The organism is Paenibacillus sp. FSL H8-0259, assembly GCF_037963255.1.
Taxonomy (GTDB): Bacteria; Bacillota; Bacilli; order Paenibacillales; family Paenibacillaceae; genus Paenibacillus_AQ; species Paenibacillus_AQ phytohabitans.
In genome coordinates, this window is the sequence record NZ_CP150147.1 from 3,689,146 (window position 1) to 3,710,946 (window position 21,801).

Sequence of the window (21,801 nt, forward strand, 5' to 3'; positions counted from 1 at the left end):
TCGTTTTTACTTCCAGTAGTATGTACTATTGTTCACAACTTAATTTGTAGAGTGGAAAAGGAGGCTTGCCTTTGCTGCATATAACCGTACTTGTTCCGTTTCTGCTGGCCCTAATGATAGCGCTTCTACGCGGGCGGATGGCCTGGCTCCACCGGGGTTGGCTTGTACTTGCCGGACCGCTGGCGTTGTTCATTTATTTCTTGACCCGGATTCCTGTCATTAAGGGAGGGGACTCCGGATATGAGACTGTATCCTGGATTCCGTCCCTTGGCATTAATCTGGTATTTCATCTGGATGGATTAAGTTTGCTGTTTGCATTGTTAATTACGGGAATGGGGATGCTGGTCATCTTCTACTCGATTTATTATCTGGACAAACGCAAAGAAGAACTGACCCCGTTTTATGTATATCTCCTAATCTTTATGGGCGCGATGCTCGGGGTGGTAATGTCCGATAACCTGATGGTTCTGTACGGCTTCTGGGAGCTGACAAGTGTATCCTCCTTCCTCCTGATTGCCTATTGGCACCGTAGACAGAAGTCACGCTACGGCGCACTGAAGTCGATGCTGATCACGGTCTTCGGCGGTCTGGCAATGTTCGCCGGCTTCCTGATGCTGTATGGCATGACAGGGACCTTCAGTATCCGTGAAATCTGGAGCCAGGCCGGGGACATCAGCGGACAAACGCTGTTCATACCGTCGATGATCCTGATTCTGCTGGGGGCTTTCACCAAATCGGCCCAGTTTCCGTTTCATATCTGGCTGCCGGATGCGATGGAAGCACCGACCCCGGTCAGCGCATATCTGCACTCGGCAACGATGGTCAAAGCAGGACTGTATCTGGTCGCGCGTTTCAGCCCGGTGTTTGCGGGGCAACATGAGTGGTTTTGGATTGTGTCGGGCGTCGGCCTGATCACCTTGATCTATGGATCGATCCAGGCGATGAAGCAGACGGACCTGAAGGCTCTGTTAGCCTATTCTACAATCAGCCAGCTGGGGCTGATTATGGGATTACTGGGAATGGGATCGGCAGCTTCATTCTATACGGGTGAAGAGGCTGTGTTCTTTACCGCCGCAACAACGGCTGCCCTTTTTCATTTGATTAATCATGCCATATTCAAGGGTTCGCTGTTCATGGTGGTCGGGATTGTCGACCATGAGACGAACACCCGTGATCTGCGCAAGCTGGGGGGATTGGTGTCGCTGATGCCGGTGACCTTCACGGTAGCACTGATCGGCAGCTTCTCCATGGCAGGGCTCCCGCCGTTTGCGGGATTCCTGAGTAAGGAAATGTTCTTCACGGCTGTACTGAATATCAGACAGCTGGATATCCTCAGCCCGCAATCCTTCTTCACGATCTTTCCGGTGCTGGCCTGGATTGCAAGCATATTTACCTTTGCATACAGCATGATTATGGTTTTCCATACCTTTTTCGGCAAATACCAGCCTGAGAAGCTGGATAAGAAGCCGCATGAAGCGCCGTTTGGGCTGCTGCTTCCTCCTGTTCTCCTGGCGCTGCTGGCCGTTATCACCGGACTGTTTCCGAACATCCTGTCCAAGACACTGATTGTACCGGGAATGAATGCTATTCATCCGCAGCTGGCGGCAAGCTCGCCTTTTTATGTGAACATCTATTTCTGGCATGGCTTCACAGCTGAAGTGTGGATGACTCTGGGTGTGATCCTGCTGGGAATTGTCGTATACCGTGTGTATGGCCGGTTAAGTCTGGTTGATAAGGAATGGCGCAGCGGGTATACGCTGAATCAGGTCTACGACGGCAGTATCCGGCTGGTGGAGCAGATATCCCGTTCGGTAACAGGGCTATATATGACGGGCTCCATGCGCCATTATCTAATGTATATTTTCACCTTGATTATTGTTATAGTTGGCGGTTCATTGCTGTACGTAGACGGAATAACGTTTGGCCAAGGGCAGTATGCTCCGGTCACCTTCTTTGAAGTCGTGGCAGTGCTGGTCCTGCTGACAGGTGCGCTCGCGATTCCATTCGCCAGGTCCAGGATTGCGGCAATTCTGTTAACGGGAATGGTAGGGTATATGGTGACATTGCTCTTCATCCTGTTCCGTGCACCTGATCTGGCACTTACGCAGATGATCGTCGAAGTCGTGTCGGTGACGCTGTTCCTGCTCTGCTTCCGGCATATGCCCAGACTGAAGCGGGAGAAGGTCAAATTCCGGGTGAAAATCCCGAAGCTGATCATCGCCGTAGGGTTCGGGACAACGATGACACTTGTCGCACTGGCGGCGCTTGGGAGCAGTCCGTTCGAGTCCATCTCAAGCTACTACGTGGAGAACAGCTATACCCTCGGCGGCGGCAAAAATATAGTCAACGTGCTGCTGGTGGATTTCCGCGGCTTTGATACCATGTTTGAGATTACGGTGCTTGGTCTGGCCTCGCTGGCTATCTATTCAATGATTAAGCTGCAGCTTGAACCGGGTAGTAAGCCTGATCTGGTCAGAGATGTGCCGGACGATAACAAGCCGCGTTATGCGCGCAGTAACGATGTGCTGCTGCAGTCTGTGGCCAAAGTGGCCTTCGTGATTATTATTACCTTCTCGCTGTATTTGTTCTTTGCCGGTCATAACCATCCGGGCGGCGGATTTATCGGCGCATTGATGGCTGCAGCCGGGCTCGTGCTGCTCTCGATTGCGTTCGGTACAGAGTTTGTAGAGAAGGTGCTGCCTGTCGATTACCGTAAGTTAATTGCGGCCGGAATTTCTATAGCTTTTCTCACAGGGATAGGTTCCTTTGTATTCGATGTTCCGTTCCTGACCCAGACCTTCGGCTATTTCGAGCTGCCGGTGATGGGCAAGACTGAACTTACTACAGCAACACTGTTCGATCTGGGCGTATACCTGTCAGTGATCGGTGTTACCATGAATATCATCTTTACGATCGGGAGGGATAACTGATGGAGATCCTTATTGCCCTGGCGATCGGCGTCTTGTTTACCGTAGGTGTATATCTGGTCTTATCCAAAAGCCTGCTCCGCATCCTTCTGGGGACAACACTGCTGACTCACGGTGTTCATCTGCTGCTGCTGACCATGGCGGGACTTAAGACTGGCGCTTCACCGCTGCTTGGCGAGAAAGCGGAGAGTTATGTCGATCCGCTGCCGCAGGCGCTTATCCTTACTTCGATTGTAATCAGCTTTGGGGTATCCGCGTTCTTCATCGTGCTGGCTTACCGGGCATACCGCTCGGCAGGCATGGATGATGTGGAAGGAAGCAAGGGGGAGAGACCATGAACAATCTGCTGGTACTGCCTTTGCTGATTCCGGCCTTTACGGCGGTCATCCTGATTTTTCTGAAGGAAAGAATTAACCTGCAGCGTATAATCAGTGCAATCAGTGTATTTGTCAATATTGCTGTTGCGATAATTATTGTGTATCAGGTGAATACAAACGGGATTCAAACGCTGTACATGGGAGGGTGGCTGCCGCCCTACGGCATCGTCTTTGTTGCTGATATGTTTGCGGCATTGCTGGTATTAACCACGGCGGTTGTAGGCGCGGCCTGCCTGTTCTTTTCCTTCGCAAGCATTGGGGAACAGCGGGAGCGGTTCTACTACTATACCTTCTTCCACTTCCTGCTGACCGGTGTGTTCGGCTCCTTCCTTACGGGAGACCTGTTTAATCTGTTCGTATGCTTCGAGGTATTGCTGGTTGCCTCCTATGCGATGATTGTACTGGGCGGAACCCGGGTTCAGCTGCGGGAGACACTGAAATATATTCTTGTCAATGTGATCTCCTCCAGCTTGTTCGTAGCGGCAATTGCTTATCTGTACGCTGCGACAGGTACGCTTAACATGGCGCATCTGGCGGTCCGTGTAGCGGAGGCGGGGCAGGGCGGTGTCATGAATGTAATTGCTGTACTGCTGCTGCTGGTCTTCTCGCTCAAAGCCGGTCTGCTGCTGTTCTTCTGGCTGCCGGATTCATACAGTGCTCCTCCCCTGGCTGTAAGGGCGCTGTTCGGAGCCTTGCTGACCAAAGTTGGGCTGTATGCCATCACACGTACATTCTCCCTGATTTTTGTTCATGATCCGGGGCTGACACATACGCTGATCGGCTGGATGGCCGGAGCAACAATGATTCTTGGAGCTGTCGGCGCGCTGGCTTACAATGATCTGAGCCGGATTTTTAATTACAATATTGTGATTAGCGTAGGCTTTATTGCCTTTGGCATATCGGTGGCAACCCAGGATTCATTAAACGGGGTAGTGTTCTATCTGATGCACGACATGATTGCCAAGGCGCTGCTGTTTTTCCTGGGCGGTATGATTATTGCAGCGTCAGGAACGGAGCAGCTACGGCAAATGGGCGGCCTGATCCGCCGGTATCCATGGACGGGCTGGATGTTTTTCATCCTGACTCTGGCGCTGGTGGGCGTTCCGCCGCTTAGCGGTTTCGCGGGGAAAGTGATGATGGTCCGCAGCGGCTTCGGGGAGCAGCACGTCGCTCTTGCACTTATTGCACTGGCGTCAAGTTTCGTTGTGCTCTATTCGCTGATCAAAGTGTTCCAGGAAGTGTTCTGGGGTGGTGAACGAAGCGAGGAAGAAGTCCACCCGCTGCGCTACAAAGCAATGATGGCACCGGCTGCCATGCTGTTTGTCCTCATCATCCTGATGGGGGTCGGCGCCGAAACGGTGAACGGGCTTGTGGCCCAAGCCGGGGCCGTGCTGGCTGATCCGGCAGAGTACATTAACGCTGTGTACATTAACGCTGTCATGAAGGAGTAGATGAAGATGGCCTTTCAAATATTATTAAATCTCATGATAGCGTTCTTGTGGATGTTCCTGAATAATGACTGGACGGCCTCCGGCTTCATTGTCGGGTATGTGCTGGGTATTGCCGTTCTTATGGCTATGCGGCGTTTCTTCGACGGGCGGCTGTATCTTGGCAAGGTATGGGCTATTGTGAAGCTGGCTGGCCTGCTGCTGCGGGAACTGGTTGTATCCAGCTATATCGTGGTCAAGGCGGTGCTTCGGCCGAACCTCAACATCCGCCCGGCCATCCTAATGTACCACACGGAGCTGGAGTCGGACTGGGAGGTTGCCGTGCTGATTACACTGCTCTGCTTGACTCCGGGGTCCGTGGTGCTGGAAGTATCCAAAGATAACCGGACGTTATACATTCATGCGATGGATATACAGGATGTGGAACAGTTCGGCGCGAATATCCGCAATACGTTCGAACGAGCGATTCTGGAGGTGACCCGTTCATGATTCATTTTATACTCATGCTGTCGCTTTCGATCATGGTCATTTCGATTGCAATTTGCGCCTGGAGGCTGGTCAAAGGACCCTCGCTGCCTGACCGGGTCGCAGCACTCGATACAATCGGAATCAACCTGCTGGCGATGGTGGCGGTTCTCTCGATCCTGTTCAAGACTGAGGCCTTCATTGAATACATTCTGCTGATCGGCATTCTCTCTTTCATCGGAACTATGGCGCTGGCCAGATATATCGAAAGGGGAGTGGTGTTTGAATATGGAAATGATCAAGACGGCCGTTGAATTGCTGTTCGTATTGCTTATCCTGACAGGTGCACTCCTCAGTGCTGTCAGCTCTGTGGGGCTGATCCGTCTACCGGACGTCTACTTAAGATCACATGCTGCTGCCAAAAGCGCTACGCTTGGTGTATTGTGTGTGCTCAGCGGGGCGTTTCTCTACTTTGCTTTTTTTCTCGATTACGTCAGTGCAAAGCTGCTGCTGGGGATTGTCTTCGTATTTATGACTTCACCGTTGTCAGCCCACCTGACCGGCCGGGCGGCCTACCGCTCCGGTGTTCCGCTGTGGAACCGCCGTATCCAGGATGACCTCAAAGAGGTGCTGGAGAAGGAACGGATCAAGTCGGATTCTTCAACGTCATAGCCGTAAGGTGTAAACAGGGATGTCCTCCAGGCCATAAATGGTCTGAGGGACATCCCTGCCCTGGTTTATTGTGAAAGCTGCTGCGGAGAATTGTGATTCTGTGCAGTCCGTCTGCGGTACAGATGCAGCAGTGCGTATGAGAGGACGAACGCAGCTGTAACCAGCCATAGAGGGATTCGCGGATCGAGCTTGTACGCCCAGCCGCCGATGATGCCCGCAGGTGCAGTGAACAGCAGGATCAGCACGGACAGTGTGGAAAAGACTTTGGCCCGTTTATCATCATCGATGGCGTTCTGTACGGCAGCCTCCAGATAAGGGGAGCTGATCATCAGTCCCACGGCTGCCAGTATGGTGCTGAGTCCGATCCACAAGAGGCTGGACGAAGGATATAACACCAGCATAGCATTGGGCAGCGCAGATAGTCCGAAGCCGGCCATCATGGAGCGGTTGGCGCTCTGGTCCGGGATTTTGGGCATAAGAAGCCATAAGGTCAGCAGCATGATTATAGAGGAGACTGCGGGAAACAGGGAGAGGATACCGCTATCCATATGCAGATAATCAGCCAGGTACAGTGACAGATAGGTGCTTTTCAGCGTGGCCTGGAAATTGAACAGGATGTATACGCCGAAGATCAGCAGCAGATTGCGTTCCACCCACAGCTCACGGAATGCGCCGCCATATTCGACCATAATTTCCCGCAGTCCAAGTTCACGTGTTTCCTGACGTTTCCTTATTCCGGCTTCGGTTTCGCGCGTCGTCAGCTGGCGGCCGATGAACTGGAAGGTCATGAACAGAAATGCGAGCACATACATCATCCGCATCCCCTGAATCATGCCGTACTGGTGTACAAGCAGACCGCCCAGCGGTGCAAACAGCCCTCCGATGACACCGATAATCTGCAGCAGGGTGAAGACATACGTCCGGTCAGAGGGCCGGGTGTCTTCGACAATCAGGCAATAAAAAGCAATATGCGGGACACGCTGGAAGCCGTTAATGACCGCAGCTGCCGCAAAAAACCACAGATTCTGTGATGCGGCCCATAACAGGGTGGCCAGGCTCCAGCTAAGCAGGTCAAAGTATAAAATAGCCCGCTTGCGTCCCAGACGGTCCGTCAAATATCCGCTGATTAATGAAGAGAATACCTGTACGATCAGTCCGATCGTGGTAATCCAGCCGATGTTCAGCTCCGACAGTCCCAGCTCGTACATATAAAGCGTAGCATAGGTGGAGAACATGCTGTAGGGAATCAGGAAAAAAGGTTCAAAGGTTAAGCAGCCCCGGCTGTTTCCCTGCAGCCGCGGAAATAAAGGTTTGGCCATGATTAAATCCTCCAGGGTTGTCTGTAAAGTAAGGAAAGGTCCAAACCATTAAATGATAATTACAGGACAATGTCAACAACAAAACACAGCTTAGTTGCAGTAGTGCCTGAAGTTACTGTAGACTGGTTAGAAAAGATTTTGTGCTCGGGATGAAATTTACATAAGGTGGTTAACATGTATATCCTTATCGGAATCGTATTTATCATTGTATATGCCTTAATTGTATTCTACATCGGCTGGAGCGGCTGGGGCTGGATCAAGCCGGTAGTGTCTGGCAGGTTCCGGCTATTCTATATCCTTGCGCTTGTTTTTCTGGCCAGCTCGCTGATCCTGTCCAGAGTGGTCGCAGGATCGGCCATTTTAAGTGTTATCGGCAGCTACTGGCTGGCATTGTTCAGCTTATTGATTATGCTGCTGCCGCTTGTTCATCTATCGGTCTGGTTAACGAAGCTGAGCAGGCTGCCGCGTCATGCCGTTCAGAAGTGGTCGGGGATTCTTACTATGCTGCTGCTGGCCGGTCTGCTTGGATTCGGGAGCTTCAACGCTTACAGTCCGGTTGTCCGTTCGTATGACATACAGATCGACAAGGCAGGTCCGGCGCGAGGTGAACTTCATATTGTGATGGCCTCTGATATGCATTTTGGCTATTTGTCGGGTAAAAGCCATGCGCTGCGGATGGTAAAGGAGATCAATGCGCTGAAGCCGGATATTGTCTTATTCCCCGGTGATATTGTAGATGATGATATTGTGCCGTATAAGGACAAGGGCATCGGTGCGATTTTAGCGGAGATTGAAGCGCCGCTCGGCGTGTATGCTTCTCTGGGCAATCATGACCGCTTCAAAGGCGGGACGGAGGAGATCATCAGTCTTCTGGAGGAGAGCGGGATTCAGGTCCTCTATGATGAAGCCATTGAGGTGGGAGACTGGCTGACGCTGATCGGGCGGAAGGATTATAGTGATAAGGATAGAGCGGAGCTGTCTGTTCTGATGGAGAATATAGATGGCTCGAAGCCGGTAGTTATGCTGGAGCATCAACCGGTCGGCTTCGACACAGCAGAGGAGCAGGGAATTGATCTGATGGTATCCGGTCATACCCACCGCGGGCAGATTGCGCCTGCCAATATATTGACTGACAGATTGTTTGAGAATGACTGGGGATATCTGCAGAAAGGGCAGCTCCATTCCATAGTATCTTCCGGATATGGATTCTGGGGTCCGCCGATCCGTATCGGATCGCGGTCGGAGGTAGTGTCCATTCATGTGAATTTTAATCATTCAGAGCGATAGTGCAAGAAGGGTCCATCCGGATATTCGGATGGACCCTTCTTGTTATAAGCCAATCTGATGGATACTTACCGGAGGAATTTCAGTCCGCTATGCTCAAGATAACGTTCATTCCGTAACAAAAAAGGCTCCAGAATAATGAACAGAATCATAGCTGTAATTCCTTTGGTTCATACAACCGGGTTAAGGCCTGCATATGCTGATCGTTCATGGGAGCTACTCTCGAAAAATAAGGCAGCTGCCATTTCTGCGCAGCAGAAGCCTGCTTATTAGTCCAGGTATCCCAGTCCGGATACACTCGCATTGCCATTTTTCCTGGTGTGTCCTTGTCCGCCAGCACCCCGTGCATTCTCAGCACGTCTTTGGGAAAGACGAACTGTCCACACTCCCCGCTGAAGGGATGGAAGGTATGGATTACCAATATATCGGGAGCGTCCGTATAGGCAAATGCCCGGTTTTTGCGCTCCGCATCCTTTTCCCAGAAGACGACAAACTGCCCTGTCTTCGTTGGGGTGATTTTTGCAACACGAAACCGAACGGACCGGGTATTCAGCTGGAACCGCCCTGCGCCGTATTCGGCATTCTGCGGTTCTTCCCGCACTGAATCAACAGTGAAGCGGGCCGGTGCATAAAATGTATCAGTTATATAAGCTAACGTATTATAAAAGTTATTCATGAGATGCCTTCTTCCTGAGTGCTTATCATGCTGTCTCCAAATTAAGATAATACCAGTCCATCCCGCATAAATGTAAGCTGTTTGTAATGTTATGCAGGATGATATTTGTTAGAATGGGGGAACTGCAGGAATTTACTCGACTAAAGGAGAGGTTTAATTGTTAAGAAAAGGATTTACCGTTATGTTCTCAATACTATTGCTATTATCCGGCAGTATCACGGCATTTGCTGCCGGGAAAGGCAGCGGGGGAGCAGAGGGAGTAACCCCATCAGGCATTCCGCTGACCGGTTTGGAAGCTTTTGTCGACGATTATGTAAAAGAGTACATAGGACAACAATCCGTAGGTGCGTCTGTTGTTATGGTAAAGGATGGCCGGGTGGTACTGTCCAAGGGTTACGGATACGCTGACTTGGAGCAGCAGATCCCTGTTTCAAAGGATACGGTAATGGAATGGGGCTCAATCAGCAAGCTTACCGTATGGACTTCCGTAATGCAGCTGGTTGAGCAAGGAAAGCTCGATCTGAATGAAGATATCCGCAAGCTTTTGCCGGACAATTTCCTGACCAGACTGAAATATGATGATCCCATAACGATGCTTCATCTGATGAACCACAATGCCGGATTCGAGGAGTATATGTTCGACATGGCTTATCAGTCCCCTGAGGAAGTACGTTCTTTGGAAGAGGGGCTGCTGCTGGCCCAGCCGGCACAGATTTACAGACCGGGTGAGGTTGTAGCCTACTCTAACTACGGCAACTCACTGGCTGCCTTCATTGTAGAGAGAATCAGCGGCCAGCCTTATCATGAATACGTTCAGCAGCATATTTTTGATCCCCTCGGGATGAAGGATTCAATTGCCTATTCTGTTGTAGAGGACCGTCCGGAGCTGCTGAAGCATAAAGCTAAAGGTTATTTCTTCGAGGGAGAAGGGACCTTTACGCAAGGATCATGGAATTATATGTCCATGTACCCTAACGGAGGCAATAACGGCACTGCAGAGGACCTGGCTAAGTTTGCGGTGGCGTTCATGCCTGCAGCCGGAGAAGCCTCCCCTCTGTTTGAGAAGCCGGAGACACTGGGCACGATGCTGACTCAGAGTTATACATCAGCTGAAGGAATGCCGGGTATTGCCCATGGGTTCTGGGAATATCCCGGAATGAAGCGTACGCTTGGACATGGCGGAAATACGATTGCATTTGCCACCAATCTGCAGATTGTGCCTGAAGACCGGTTCGCGATTATAATTATGACCAATCAGGCCAGCGAATCCAATATTGTACATGGTCTGACCAAAGCAATACTGGGCATGCGTGAGCAGGCAGATGCCGTTGATCTGCCGGATTCGTCAGAGATTCAAGGCGAGTTCATGGCTGCGCGGCGCCCCGGACACGGCTTCATGAATCTATTCCCCTATCTTACGCTGATGAAGCTTGAGCCGCAGGGGGAAGATCAACTCGGGGTATCACTTGCCGGGATGACCGGAAGCTATAAACAGGTTCAGCCCTATCTCTATGAGAAAGTAAGCGGAGACTCGGCGCTGGATGCCTGGCCAATGCTGCATGCCACAGTCAGTGAGGGTAAGGTGAAGGCCATCTCGGTATATACGACAGATTATTTGCCGCTGCCTGCTGGTAAGTCAATGCCGGTGCTGCTCATGAATGCCGTGCTTGCGGCACTGGCCATCCTCTATTTCGTTATCGCCCCGTTTGTATTGCTGATACAGGCAATATTGAACAAGCGAAGAGCCGGAACACGCCCTGCACCTCGTGCCGTCAGCCGTATGCTGGCAGCTGGCCTCACCTTGACAGGTACCGGCATTGTGGTGAACAACCTGATTCTGGCCTTGAGGATGCTAAGCAACAATGAACGAGCTTATGCAGAAGTGTATCCGCAGATTTTGGTTAACTATGGTCTGACTGGACTGGCGGTGTTGTTCTTGGCCGCGCTGCTGCTATCCTGGAGGAAGAACCGCTCTGCTTCAACTGCCCGTGGCAAGTGGTCTGCTATTCTTCCTATAGTCATGATGGCTGTTCTGGTGGGGTTGCTTGTATTCTGGAAGTTCTACAGTTAAGCAGGGGGATTACACTGTAAATTACGCCTGACCGAATTGAATTTTCCTAAGCTGATTTCCAATTGTTCGTCATTACTGAATACATCGCCAAGTGCAGTATACGCACCGGCGATGTATTTTTGTGTGTTCCTGATTAATCAGCTGCGCTGCAATAATTAATATTTAGGCAGCTTGAGTACCGGCCATAATAGCTTCCTCAATACCGGACGAAGCCAATAAGCCAATACAGTCGTTCCGGTCCATGAGCTGCGCTTATTCTGCAGGTATTGATCGTTGATAATATAAGTCCGGGTGGAAGGGGGACTCTTGAGACCGAACTCATCCCATTTTGCCGGATCATTCGAGCCATTGAGTCTTTTAAGCATATTTGCTGTTTCACGGTCTATTTTAGCGGGGATCTGATCGTAGGCCAGGGTAATCTGCGCATGAAATTCATCGATCGGACTGCGGCTGGCCAGGCTCTCCAGGTGGATGCTTTCACGAAGGTAAGAGACGTATGCCAGATGATCCGCCCAGAACGCGTCGATATAAAAAAGCCGTACCCGCTGCACCGCAGGGCTCATCGGTTTCGTGCCATGCAGAATTCCGAGCCGCTCCGCGTATAGAATCCGCCTCTGATCCTCCACCATATCCGAATAACCGTTCAGTTCCTGGTGGATATCGAAGTTTTGGCTCATAATAACGCGCTGGGTATGCGCGATTTTGCTGCGGAGCAACGGATCATCAAGAGCCTCATCCTGCCGGGGAACGCGAACCGCTTTATCGAATCCGAACCGCAGCATCAGCTCGTCCTCTAAGCTTACGTAGAATACGGAAGCTCCCGGGTCGCCTTGGCGGCCGGAACGCCCGCGCAGCTGGTCGTCGATCCGTACGCTTTCATTCACATGAGTGCCAATCACGTACAACCCGCCCAGCTTGGTTACTACCTCTGTCTGCGCGGGGTCACCTCCACCGAGCCGGATGTCCACACCCCGTCCCGCCATATTCGTAGACACCGTGACGGCGCCGAATGCTCCGGCTTTGGCGATGATCCCGGCTTCTTCTGCATCGTTTTTTGCATTCAGAACCTGACAGGGTACACCCGCAGCCGCTAATGCCTCCGCCAGCATATCAGACTCCTGGACACTGGACGTTCCAATGAGAATAGGACGTCCCGCCTTATGAACGGACGAAATTTCTTGTACAAGCGCTTTAAATTTGGCTTCTTTATGGGTAAAAATCATGTGCGGATGGTCGATCCGTATGTTTGTCCGGTTCGGAGGAATTTGCACGACCTGCAGCATATAAACCGCTTTGAATTCCATTGCGGAAGCGTGCGCGGTCGCCGTCATTCCGCAAATTCCCGGATACAGGCTAATGAAATGCTGGAGGGTAATTGTGCCGAGAATTCTCCCTCCAACGCTCCACTGCAGCCCTTCTTTGACCGCAAGCGCGGCTTGCAGCCCGTCCGGTAAATACCTGTTCTCGGCCACGCGGCCGGTATATTCCTCGATCTGCTCGATTTTACCGTCCCGGACGATATAATCAATGTCTTTGTTTAATAACGATTCCACATGCAGCGCGCAATTTAATGAGGTTAACAAGTGAGAATTATGGCTATCGTACAAATTACCGCATCCCAGCAGGGATTCCGCTTTCGCGGCGCCGGCTTCATTCAAGTAAACATTCCGCTGGAACTCATCGAAGTTGTAATGCTCCGCAGGCTGTAGCTGCCGGGCCACTTCTGCGAACAGAAAGCCGTCACTGATGGAAGAGTCCGACTCCCCGCTGATGACCAGCGGCACCCGCGCTTCGTCAAGAAGCAGCGAATCTGCTTCATCGACGATGACATAGTGGAACGGACGATGTACGGTATCGGCTTCGCTTAGTGCGATCGTGTCGCGCAAGTAATCGAAGCCAGCCTCTTTGGCCGTAACGTAGGTTATATCGGCGGCGTATGCTTCCCGTTTCCGGGACAGGCTCATGCCAGCCTGCACCGGCTGAACCGTTAATCCGAGGAAACGATACACCGGACCCATCCACCCGGCATCGCGTTTGGCCAAATAATCGTTAAAGGTCAGCACATGAACCCCTTCGCCGGTCAGTGCATTTAGATATGCAGGCATAACCGCAGATAGTGTTTTTCCTTCACCGGTATGCTGCTCGATTAAGAATCTCTCATGCAGTGCGATCGCAGCCATGATCTGGACATCGTAGGGCTGTAGTCCGAGCGTTCTTCTTGCTGCCTCACAGACAAGGGCATAAGCATCAACAAGCAGCTCGTCCAATGGCGTACCTGACCGTGCTTCTTTTTGCAGCCGGAGGGATTCCGCTTGAAGCTGGCCATCCTCCCATGCTTGCAGATTCCGGCTCCTGATGAGCTCCGTTTGGTCCTGATAGACCTTCAGCTTACTCCGGTTATCGTAGTCTTTGAATCGATGCATCAGCTTGACGGCTATATTCATAGGAATATGATCTCCCCTCGGTAGTAGAATGAAGTCCAATCGCTCCACAACATGGAATGCTTTGCCTGGCTTCAAGCTCATAAACTTCGTATTACTACGTAAAAGCCTATCTAAAGTTTCTATTTATTTCCTCCCGGGCAAAATTGACCGAACGACGCGGTCTTACATACAAAAGCAGCAGCAATCTCCGGTCTACGGGGCTGCTGCTGCTTTTCATAAGGTGCAATCTGTCCTAAATAGGGGTATGCAGATAACAGATAGGTTTCTAGTAAAAGGGGGTCTGTGCTAACCGGAGTTCATGGGCTGTTGTCAAATTATACGAAAGTGCATTATGGCGCAACTCCAGGTACAGCTCGGCCTTCGTGGCGTTGATATAGGGCTGGACAAATAAGACACCGATACCGAGTGCCAGCAGGCCCAGCAGAATCCAGCCAATGAAGCTCAAATCAAGCACAAACATGCTGAATTTATGCCCGCGTGTCATTTGCTTGCTTAATTCTACTGCGCGGTTATATCCGATGTGCGGATTGTCCGCAAGGATGTAAGGCACCTGGCTATACGCATAGGATTTTACAATGCCGGGAATGATCAGCAGCAGGAACCATAAGAAATTCAAAAATCCTCTCCAGAGCATAGTTAGAACAATAGCCCAATACCGGTCCCTGTTAAACGCATAGCCGACATTGCCCATCCGGACTTCTCCCTCGGCAGATCGTTTGAAGTAACGCAGTGAACCTACAGTAAGGGGGGAGGCGATCAGAATATAAAACGCTATTCCAATTACTGCGAAGATGCCAATTATGAATAATGCGATTGCGAGAAAAGATCCTAACACGCTCCAATCTAATTCCACACCGGAGCTGGTAATTTTAGAACGTGCCGACGACCCCCAGTTTCGATCAAAGCTTGGAATACCTGAGCCTTCTCCGAGCAAAACCAGCAGTAAACTTACTACAAAAGCCTTCCAATACGAGGTGCGGAGGACATTCTTAGCCCTTCCCTTAATTTCTTTACGATCCCACATCAAAAAACCTCTTTCCTTTTGCATTTTGTTCTTCGTCTTACAATTGATACCATAGATTATGTCATTAGACAATCAATTAATTACTATAACCTTTGACTGAATACGGAAGATTGCAGGGAGGATGCGAATAACCGAATACAAAGTGCGGCTACGAAGATGGATTTCTCCTCTAATTGGCTAGAAAGTAACAAAGCCCGTGCCAGGCACGGGCTCTTCATGGTAACTATTCGCCAGTGTCGATAGCGGAGCAGGATTGAACGCTCAGCATGCATAAGCCACCAAAATAAAGGGGAAATTAGAAATCAAATCTTAACAGTGAAGCGGAGGCATTTTGTAGTGGTAATTGTCATATTCCTCATACTCGCATGGTTCTCTATTGGGGTCATGGCCAGTCTGCCCAATAAACTGCCGCTGGCAGCCAACTTCCTTTTGGTTATGGTCATTGAAATTTTACTTACTAATAAATTGACCCTCTTATCTTTCAATTTTAAGCTGTTCGAAATAAATACAAGCAGTATCCCCCACTTTCTATCCATGATTCTGCAAAATGATATCACTGTCACTTTCATTCTCCTGACCTATGTGAATGTGTTTCTAACTGCCTCCAAAGCCAGCACGCGCTGGGGAATATCTGCCTATGGGTTTCTGTTCCAAATGTTCATTGGAGCAATGCTTCGCTGGTACTCCATACTTACTTATACCGGATGGAATTTCTTAATGGAGGCGGTGATGATCATAGCTTTAATGAGCTGTACTTTGCTCACGGGGCGCTTCTTTCAACGAATGATGACTAAGGAAGGATGGATTCGGTGATGGAAAAAATCGTTTATGACAATCAATTTAACGGGAATGAGTGGTTTGTCATTGGGATGGCTGTCATTGGTTTGACGGCAGTCTGGTTGCTTCCCCGGCGCTTTTCACCTGCCCAAGCAACCTTTAATCTGCTTATTGGCGTCACTTTTGGACTTATGTTTGACCATGCGATCGCGATCCCGCCGTTTGATCTATATGATGCGGGGGACAACTCAACATACGAGTGGATTGACTTATTCTCTTATTTCATGTATGCGCCGTTTGGATACTTGTTCATTTATGGGTATGAGCGGCTGCGGATGTCCGAAATCATGACGGTTGTGTATATTCTCTTTTGGGCACTAGTGTCTATCGGGTTTGAATGGCTGGCTGTAAAAGCTGGCGTGTTCCATTACAAGCATGGCTACCACATAAGTTACTCGTTCCCCATTTACTTATTCCTGATGAGTGTTCATCTAAGCTTGTACCGGAGGGCATTCTCACGGGTTCGTTGGCAGAGTAAGCGTAGTAAAGAAGTATAAGAAGATTATACTCGGGGGCTATCCAGATGGAGCAGAAGAAGGAAGCAAAGCGCATCCGCAGATATAACAGCTATATGGCGGTATTCAATACTAACCAAATTTATTTAAGGAACCCTTGGGTCATCGCATGGTGGTCAGCGGCTTTTCCAGGTTTTGGTCATCTGAACCTCGGGCTATATTTGAAGGGGTTTATGCTGATTATTTGGGAAATCGTCATAAATAACGGTGCCGGGATCAATAAAGCGATGGTGTATTCCTTTAACGGAAGGTTTGATGTCGCCAAAGACATACTGAACCCGAGGTGGGTGCTACTATATATTCCAGTCTATATCTATTGCATATGGGACAGTTATCACAAAACAATCGATCTGAACAAGCATTTCCTGTTGGCCCAAAATGAGAATTCACCCGTCACAGTTTTCAATATGAAGGGTTTGAGCCTGAATATGCTGGATAAACGGCAGCCACAGTATGCTCTGGTATGGTCCTTATTATTTCCGGGATTGGGTCATCTCTATTTACATAAATTGATGAGCGGTTCATTTCTCTTCGTGAGTTGTATTGTTATTGCTTATTATTCACATCTCGTTGAAGCCTGTATCTATACGATTAACGGTTCCTTTGAATTAGCAAGGGCTGTACTAGATCCGGAATGGTTCTGTTACTATCCGTCGATGTTTTGTTTTGCAGCTTATGAAGCGTACATAATAGCGGTTGAGCAAAATAAATTATTCGAGCTAGAGCAGTTTCAATTTCTCCGGGAAAATGTACAGCCACGGAGCTTTGAGCTGCTTGGCTCGAAAGGAAATGAGGAAACTTAATTGCATGTGCTCTCTTGTTTTGAGTCTTCTGTGTATCTGGAATTGGTAATTCTGGCTTTAGAGCAAAACGGTTTCGGTAAAGAAAGCATTGCTGCTGTTCCAATGGAACCAACAACCCAAAGAACGAAGCTGTCCGATTCCATTCATCGGGCCGAGGGAATTGCCGCAATTGATCCGGCAGCAATCCTAGGCACCATCTTTGCGGTCCTGGGCGCCTCTTTCGGATTTGAATTAAGGTGGGGTCCAGTTCTTTGGGGGCTTATCGGACTAGCGGCAGGAGTGTTCACCGGTTGGATCCTCTTCCTTATAGCCGGAAATAGAGTGAAGAATAAGCCGCCGGGTACAAATGCATTAGTCATGTTGATTATTCATTGCGAAGAAGCAGAGTCAATTAAGGCGATCCATATTTTGAAGCAGTTCTCTGCGATAAACATTGGAAATTTAAACTAGGAATTTCTTGAAAGGATGGAGGGGAACTATGCGGTATACAGAATTAAGCACTGAACTCGCGATTAACGAGAAGATGCTGAGAGAAATTTTCCAGGACTGCTCTGATATCGTATTTCGGACCATCAGCATCAGCCCCAAAATACTGCTTATTTATTTAGATGGATTAACCGATACCAAAATCCTGGATCAAGTTGTGCTACAACCAATCATTTATGATGAAAATCCGGACGGGTTGAATAGCGTTACCAAGCTACGGGGAATCATCCAACAGCAGCTTGTAGCCATCTCACAGGTCCAGACGGTTTCTACAGTAAAAGATGTGGCTGATGGCGTATTAAAGGCGAATATCACCATACTGGTTGAGGGAGAGGACAAAGCCTTAGTTGCAGATCTGAAAGGATTTGAGAAACGGGGGATTGAAGAACCAGCAGCTGAAGTCTCTGTGCGTGGACCCAGAGATGGCTTCACAGAAACATTACGAATTAACACAAGTCTGATCCGCAGACGCATCCGCAGTGCAGAGCTCAAAATGGAATCCATTACAGTGGGGCAATATTCTCAGACGGATATCGTCATTGCATATATTCATGGCGTTGTCTCGAATACTGTCCTTGAGGAAGTCCGTAACCGAATCAAGCAAATCCAGATTGACGGGGTCATGGAATCGGGTTTCATTGAAGAGTTTATCGAAGATGTCCCTTGGTCTCCATTTCCGCAAATTCAAAATACCGAACGTCCTGACGTTGTTAGCGCAAGTCTGTTAGAGGGCAAAGTTGCCATTATCGTTGATAATACTCCATTCGTGCTGATCGTTCCGATGAATTTTTGGACAGGATTACAGGCGGTCGAAGACTATTACGAACGTTCTATTTATACGACCTTCATTCGGTTCATCCGCTATTCGCTGGTAAATATGTCACTATTGCTTCCGTCCTTATATGTTGCACTTACAACGTTTCATCAGCAGCTTATTCCAACCAACCTGCTCATTAGTATTGCCAATTCCAGAGAAGGCGTCCCTTTTCCAACCTTTGTTGAAACATTATTGATGGAATTTATGTTTGAGGGACTTCGTGAAGCGGGCATTCGTATGCCAAAGGCCGTTGGTTCGGCGGTAAGCATTGTGGGGGCACTTGTCATTGGACAAGCTGCTGTACAAGCAGGCATTGTATCAGCCCCTGTTGTGATTGTGGTAGCTACGACAGGAATTGCCTCGTTTGCCATTCCCCGGTACAATTTTGGAACTGCATACCGGATGCTTCGGTTTCCTATGTTGATTTTTGCGGGATTGCTGGGTTTATACGGGATAATCAGCGGATTATTTATTTTGATCATCCATCTACTAAGTCTGCGTTCATTTGGTATTCCGTATATGAGTCCGGTCGCTCCACAAACTCTCCGGAGCTTGAAGGATGTAATCATCCGCGCACCCAGATGGAGTATGAACCGGCGTCCGGCATATCTCTCCGGGCCTAATAGAACCCGCATTCCCGAAGGCCAGCAACCCCATCCAAAACGAAAGAGGGGAGACAAATGAATAGAAAACGGATAGTTTCTTCCTGTCTGCTCATCTCTCTTCTATTTACTTCAGGTTGTTGGGACAGTACAGAGGTAAACGATCTTGCGATAGAACTCGCCTGGGGGATTGATAAAGGGCAAAATAATGACGTAGTGATCAGTGCTCAGGCCATCGTTCCGTCGAAAATTAGCAGTGGACAAAGTGGAGGTAAAGATGGAGGAAGTCAGAATAATCCCTTTTTTGTCGTAACCAGCTCTGGCATGAACACGCTTGATGCCGTGCAGCAGATGCAGACCAAGCTGTCCCGGCAGGTATTCCGCGGTCACCGGCGGGTCATTGTGATTGGAGAGTCAATGGCCAGACACGGGATTAAGGATGTACTGGATACGTATACCCGGGATCCGAACCTCAAGCTGCGGACCGATCTGTTTGTGGTCAAGGGAGGCACTGCACGGGATTTTTTAAACATATCATATCCGCTAGAAACAATACCCGGTCTCGGAGCCTTAGGAGAATTTGACCAGATGGGTACGCTTATGGAAATGGGGTTTTTACATTTTTTAATATCCGCAAGCAGCAAAGGAACCAGTCCGACTGTTCCATTAATTAAAGCGGGCTTGAACAATGGCGCGCAAGAAGAAGGCGAGCATCAGGATCAATCCAGCAGGAATGATGTGGAGGGGTTTCACCTGGCAGGAACCGCAATTTTTAGTCAAGAGCTGAAATTGGTAGGATTCTTGGATATCACAGAAGGACGAATTATGCGATGGGTAACCGGGAATTTACAGAAGCTTACTATTTCGGCCCAAATACCCGAAGAAAACGGAAACGCTAGTCTGGAGGTAAATAAGTTAGGGAGCAAGATTCAGCCTGTTATCCAAGGTGATCATATCAAATTCCTTGTTACGTTAACAGGGCAAGGAGCCATACGGGAAAACAACACGAGACTGGATCTGACAAAAATGGACAATATAAATCTTATGCAAGACACATTTAACAAGCATGTTGAAGAATCGGTGCTGCGGACCATTACCAAAGTGCAAAAAAAGTATGGAACTGATATCTTTGGATTCGGGGATTCCATTCACAATGAAAATTCATCATTATGGAAATCCTTGAAAAATAACTGGGATATGGAGTTTTCAAAGGCGGAGGTATCAGTAAAAGCAAATTTGACGGTTCGGCGGATAGGTGTAACAGGACCATCGGTACATTTGATGGATGACGAAATAAAACGATGAAGTTTGTCATTTCTTGAATTGCCGAAACCAAGTAACGGTGAGCAGGATCGCTGGCAAGACTAAATGCAAGGGTACCGACACATAAGGAAGCAATATTTTAAAATGATGATAATAAATATGCTCAGTGATGTTCTTGGACATGGTCATTCCCAGAATTAATGAGAGGAGGCATGACGGAATGATCAGTGAACGATAACTCTTCATCTTGGTCAATTGCTGAATCCCTTTTAGCGCACCGAACATATATATGACACTTTTTAATAATGCTGTCATTAAAAAATACAGAACACCAAACATCTGCAGGTTTTCAATGAATTTTCCGATACTGATTAAACTCAATAAGGTGTAGAGGGGATATAGAAACCGCGAAAACACTCCCCCAAAAACGGAAATCGCAAACAAGTCCAAACAGGCAATCATGATTCCTGACAGTACTGTGGAAATAACTGTAATCTTCATTACTTTTGAAGGGGTTTTGACTTCAGGCCAGAACATGGCAAGAACAATGGCTTCCCCAAAGGATTGAGTGACACCGCCTGGGTAAACAACGTTCCAGATGGGTCCCCACCCGTTTTCCAAAACAGGTTGTATATTCTTGATATGCATGACACCGGAGCCAAATAGAAGGATAATCTCAATACTGAAAATGATGATAACAATGGGAAGGAATAATTCTCCCAGTCGTGCAATGATCTGAGCGCCACCATATAAGCAAAAGGCGATGATGAGGGCAAATAACCCTGTAATCAGTATAAGCGGTGTATTATTTAAGAGGGTTGTTGAAACCATATCCCTAATATCCGCAATAATACGTCCCACAAAATACAGAAACACAAGAGGGTATACAAATGCTATAGGTGTCCCGATCCAGCGTCCAAATTGTGCGGGAAACCACTGGACTAGAGAGAGCCCCGGGTTCATCCCCATTAAGGTGGTGTAGACGAGAATAATAACTACTCCCAGAGCACTGGAAATCAGTTCACCAATCCATGCATCCCGGCCAGCCGTACCTCCAAAGCCAAAGATAATGGTCGTTCCGAGCTGGAAAATAAAAGTGATTGTGAATAATTGATAGCTAGTAATTTTATTCAAAGTATCCGCTCCATCTCATCTGATTCACATCTCATCAGTATGATTATTTCCATAGGAGGGACGCGGCAAACATGAGAAGGTCAGAGGGAGACAGACTATTATTCAAAATGGAGACAAACTTCTTGACGCTACCGATAAGCTATCATTTGATTATTACATTACCTGAAGATATTGCCTCGCTTGACAATGAGATTAAAAGAGCTGCTTACGAGATCCAAAATGTTGATAATGCACATAAGTATGTTGACGATATCATTGCTAGAATTGGAGATGAAGATACAACAATTGGTCTTCATATGATTGTAGACTTAGCATCTAAAGCTGAGGCATGGATTGAATATATACAAGTCCTCTCAGAGAGTGGTTACTAGCCAGGAAGTCGTTTATTATTGAAAAAGAAGAAAGTTATGTTGCTTCATGAGTTAAGTTAAATTTATCGAATTGTTTATTGGAAGTTTATTAGGGGCATAAACATACTAGCACGTTTCTTGCACTTACGCCGTTGAGTATAATGGGTCCAAGAGTTAGCAATAGCCATTGGACAGGCGGTATGTTTGGTTCTCTTCCGCTCCTCCGTCTCAGGAATCGCCAAAGCGAAAATTGCGTTCTTACATCTGATAGTTGGCAGCCGTAATGC

The 21,801-nt window shown here is 48.6% G+C and carries 20 protein-coding genes; 15 read left to right on the top strand and 5 right to left on the bottom strand.

The genetic code is table 11. The features are described from left to right. The first annotated feature begins 65 nt into the window (after positions 1-65). The 6 genes from NSU01_RS15590 to mnhG are packed head-to-tail and all read left to right on the top strand — an operon-like array spanning position 66 to position 5,889. Positions 66-2,930 (top strand): Na+/H+ antiporter subunit A, encoded by a 2,865-nt coding sequence (locus tag NSU01_RS15590; protein ID WP_076244826.1) that lies wholly within the window; start codon positions 66-68, stop codon positions 2,928-2,930. Further along, positions 2,930-3,265 carry a Na(+)/H(+) antiporter subunit C gene (locus NSU01_RS15595; RefSeq protein ID WP_042136851.1) on the top strand — a complete coding sequence of 112 codons (336 nt, stop codon included), beginning with the start codon at positions 2,930-2,932 and terminating at the stop codon, positions 3,263-3,265. The genes NSU01_RS15590 and NSU01_RS15595 overlap by 1 nt, the downstream gene beginning before the upstream one ends. Beyond that, entirely contained in the window at positions 3,262-4,755 is a 1,494-nt protein-coding gene (locus NSU01_RS15600) for a Na+/H+ antiporter subunit D (protein WP_076244828.1), read from the top strand. Before NSU01_RS15595 ends, NSU01_RS15600 begins: the two co-directional genes overlap by 4 nt. Before the next feature lie 6 nt (positions 4,756-4,761). Then, entirely contained in the window at positions 4,762-5,241 is a 480-nt protein-coding gene (locus NSU01_RS15605; protein ID WP_042136855.1) for a Na+/H+ antiporter subunit E, read from the top strand. Then, positions 5,238-5,531: a Na(+)/H(+) antiporter subunit F1 gene (locus NSU01_RS15610; protein WP_039306104.1), complete on the top strand. Its 294-nt coding sequence runs from the start codon at positions 5,238-5,240 to the stop codon at positions 5,529-5,531. Before NSU01_RS15605 ends, NSU01_RS15610 begins: the two co-directional genes overlap by 4 nt. Continuing rightward, positions 5,506-5,889 (top strand): monovalent cation/H(+) antiporter subunit G, encoded by a 384-nt coding sequence (gene mnhG, locus NSU01_RS15615; RefSeq protein WP_039306101.1) that lies wholly within the window; start codon positions 5,506-5,508, stop codon positions 5,887-5,889. The genes NSU01_RS15610 and mnhG overlap by 26 nt, the downstream gene beginning before the upstream one ends. Positions 5,890-5,954: 65 nt before the next feature. On the opposite strand, the gene NSU01_RS15620 is transcribed toward mnhG, so the two are convergent. Further along, positions 5,955-7,208, bottom strand: a complete 1,254-nt coding sequence (locus NSU01_RS15620; protein ID WP_076244831.1) for an MFS transporter — start codon at positions 7,206-7,208, stop codon at positions 5,955-5,957. A gap of 174 nt (positions 7,209-7,382) precedes the next feature. On the opposite strand from NSU01_RS15620, the gene NSU01_RS15625 reads away from it, so the two are divergent. Then, the gene (locus NSU01_RS15625; protein WP_076244834.1) at positions 7,383-8,495 is read left to right on the top strand and encodes a metallophosphoesterase; all 1,113 of its coding nucleotides are present in this window, start codon (positions 7,383-7,385) and stop codon (positions 8,493-8,495) included. A 145-nt stretch (positions 8,496-8,640) separates the two neighbouring features. Here NSU01_RS15625 and NSU01_RS15630 read toward each other — a convergent pair whose 3' ends face one another. Next, positions 8,641-9,168: a MepB family protein gene (locus tag NSU01_RS15630; protein WP_076244837.1), complete on the bottom strand. Its 528-nt coding sequence runs from the start codon at positions 9,166-9,168 to the stop codon at positions 8,641-8,643. A 157-nt stretch (positions 9,169-9,325) separates the two neighbouring features. Between NSU01_RS15630 and NSU01_RS15635 the strand changes: the two genes are divergently transcribed. Beyond that, positions 9,326-11,239 (top strand): serine hydrolase domain-containing protein, encoded by a 1,914-nt coding sequence (locus tag NSU01_RS15635; RefSeq protein ID WP_144026101.1) that lies wholly within the window; start codon positions 9,326-9,328, stop codon positions 11,237-11,239. Positions 11,240-11,394: 155 nt separating this feature from the next. Here NSU01_RS15635 and NSU01_RS15640 read toward each other — a convergent pair whose 3' ends face one another. Next, on the bottom strand, positions 11,395-13,683 hold the full coding sequence (locus tag NSU01_RS15640; RefSeq protein WP_076244841.1) for an accessory Sec system translocase SecA2: 2,289 nt from the start codon (positions 13,681-13,683) through the stop codon (positions 11,395-11,397). Positions 13,684-13,948: 265 nt separating this feature from the next. Continuing rightward, complete coding sequence (locus NSU01_RS15645; RefSeq protein WP_076244844.1) at positions 13,949-14,707, bottom strand: DUF975 family protein; 759 nt, start codon at positions 14,705-14,707, stop codon at positions 13,949-13,951. Positions 14,708-15,043: 336 nt separating this feature from the next. Here NSU01_RS15645 and NSU01_RS15650 point away from each other — a divergent pair, with 336 nt between their 5' ends. The 6 genes from NSU01_RS15650 to NSU01_RS15675 are packed head-to-tail and all read left to right on the top strand — an operon-like array spanning position 15,044 to position 20,072. After that, complete coding sequence (locus tag NSU01_RS15650; protein WP_256703910.1) at positions 15,044-15,520, top strand: hypothetical protein; 477 nt, start codon at positions 15,044-15,046, stop codon at positions 15,518-15,520. After that, positions 15,520-16,041 (top strand): hypothetical protein, encoded by a 522-nt coding sequence (locus tag NSU01_RS15655; protein ID WP_076244846.1) that lies wholly within the window; start codon positions 15,520-15,522, stop codon positions 16,039-16,041. Before NSU01_RS15650 ends, NSU01_RS15655 begins: the two co-directional genes overlap by 1 nt. Before the next feature lie 26 nt (positions 16,042-16,067). Next, entirely contained in the window at positions 16,068-16,862 is a 795-nt protein-coding gene (locus NSU01_RS15660; protein ID WP_039306058.1) for a hypothetical protein, read from the top strand. Then, positions 16,863-17,312, top strand: a complete 450-nt coding sequence (locus tag NSU01_RS15665) for a hypothetical protein (protein WP_076244849.1) — start codon at positions 16,863-16,865, stop codon at positions 17,310-17,312. 28 nt (positions 17,313-17,340) lie between these two features. Then, positions 17,341-18,849 carry a spore germination protein gene (locus NSU01_RS15670; RefSeq protein WP_083705573.1) on the top strand — a complete coding sequence of 503 codons (1,509 nt, stop codon included), beginning with the start codon at positions 17,341-17,343 and terminating at the stop codon, positions 18,847-18,849. Then, complete coding sequence (locus NSU01_RS15675; protein WP_076244853.1) at positions 18,846-20,072, top strand: Ger(x)C family spore germination protein; 1,227 nt, start codon at positions 18,846-18,848, stop codon at positions 20,070-20,072. The genes NSU01_RS15670 and NSU01_RS15675 overlap by 4 nt, the downstream gene beginning before the upstream one ends. A 6-nt stretch (positions 20,073-20,078) precedes the next feature. Here NSU01_RS15675 and NSU01_RS15680 read toward each other — a convergent pair whose 3' ends face one another. Next, a complete protein-coding gene (locus NSU01_RS15680; RefSeq protein WP_076244855.1) occupies positions 20,079-21,164 on the bottom strand; it encodes an endospore germination permease in 1,086 nt (361 codons plus the stop codon). A 71-nt stretch (positions 21,165-21,235) separates the two neighbouring features. Here NSU01_RS15680 and NSU01_RS15685 point away from each other — a divergent pair, with 71 nt between their 5' ends. Continuing rightward, entirely contained in the window at positions 21,236-21,535 is a 300-nt protein-coding gene (locus tag NSU01_RS15685; RefSeq protein ID WP_076244857.1) for a hypothetical protein, read from the top strand. Positions 21,536-21,801 lie beyond the last annotated feature (266 nt).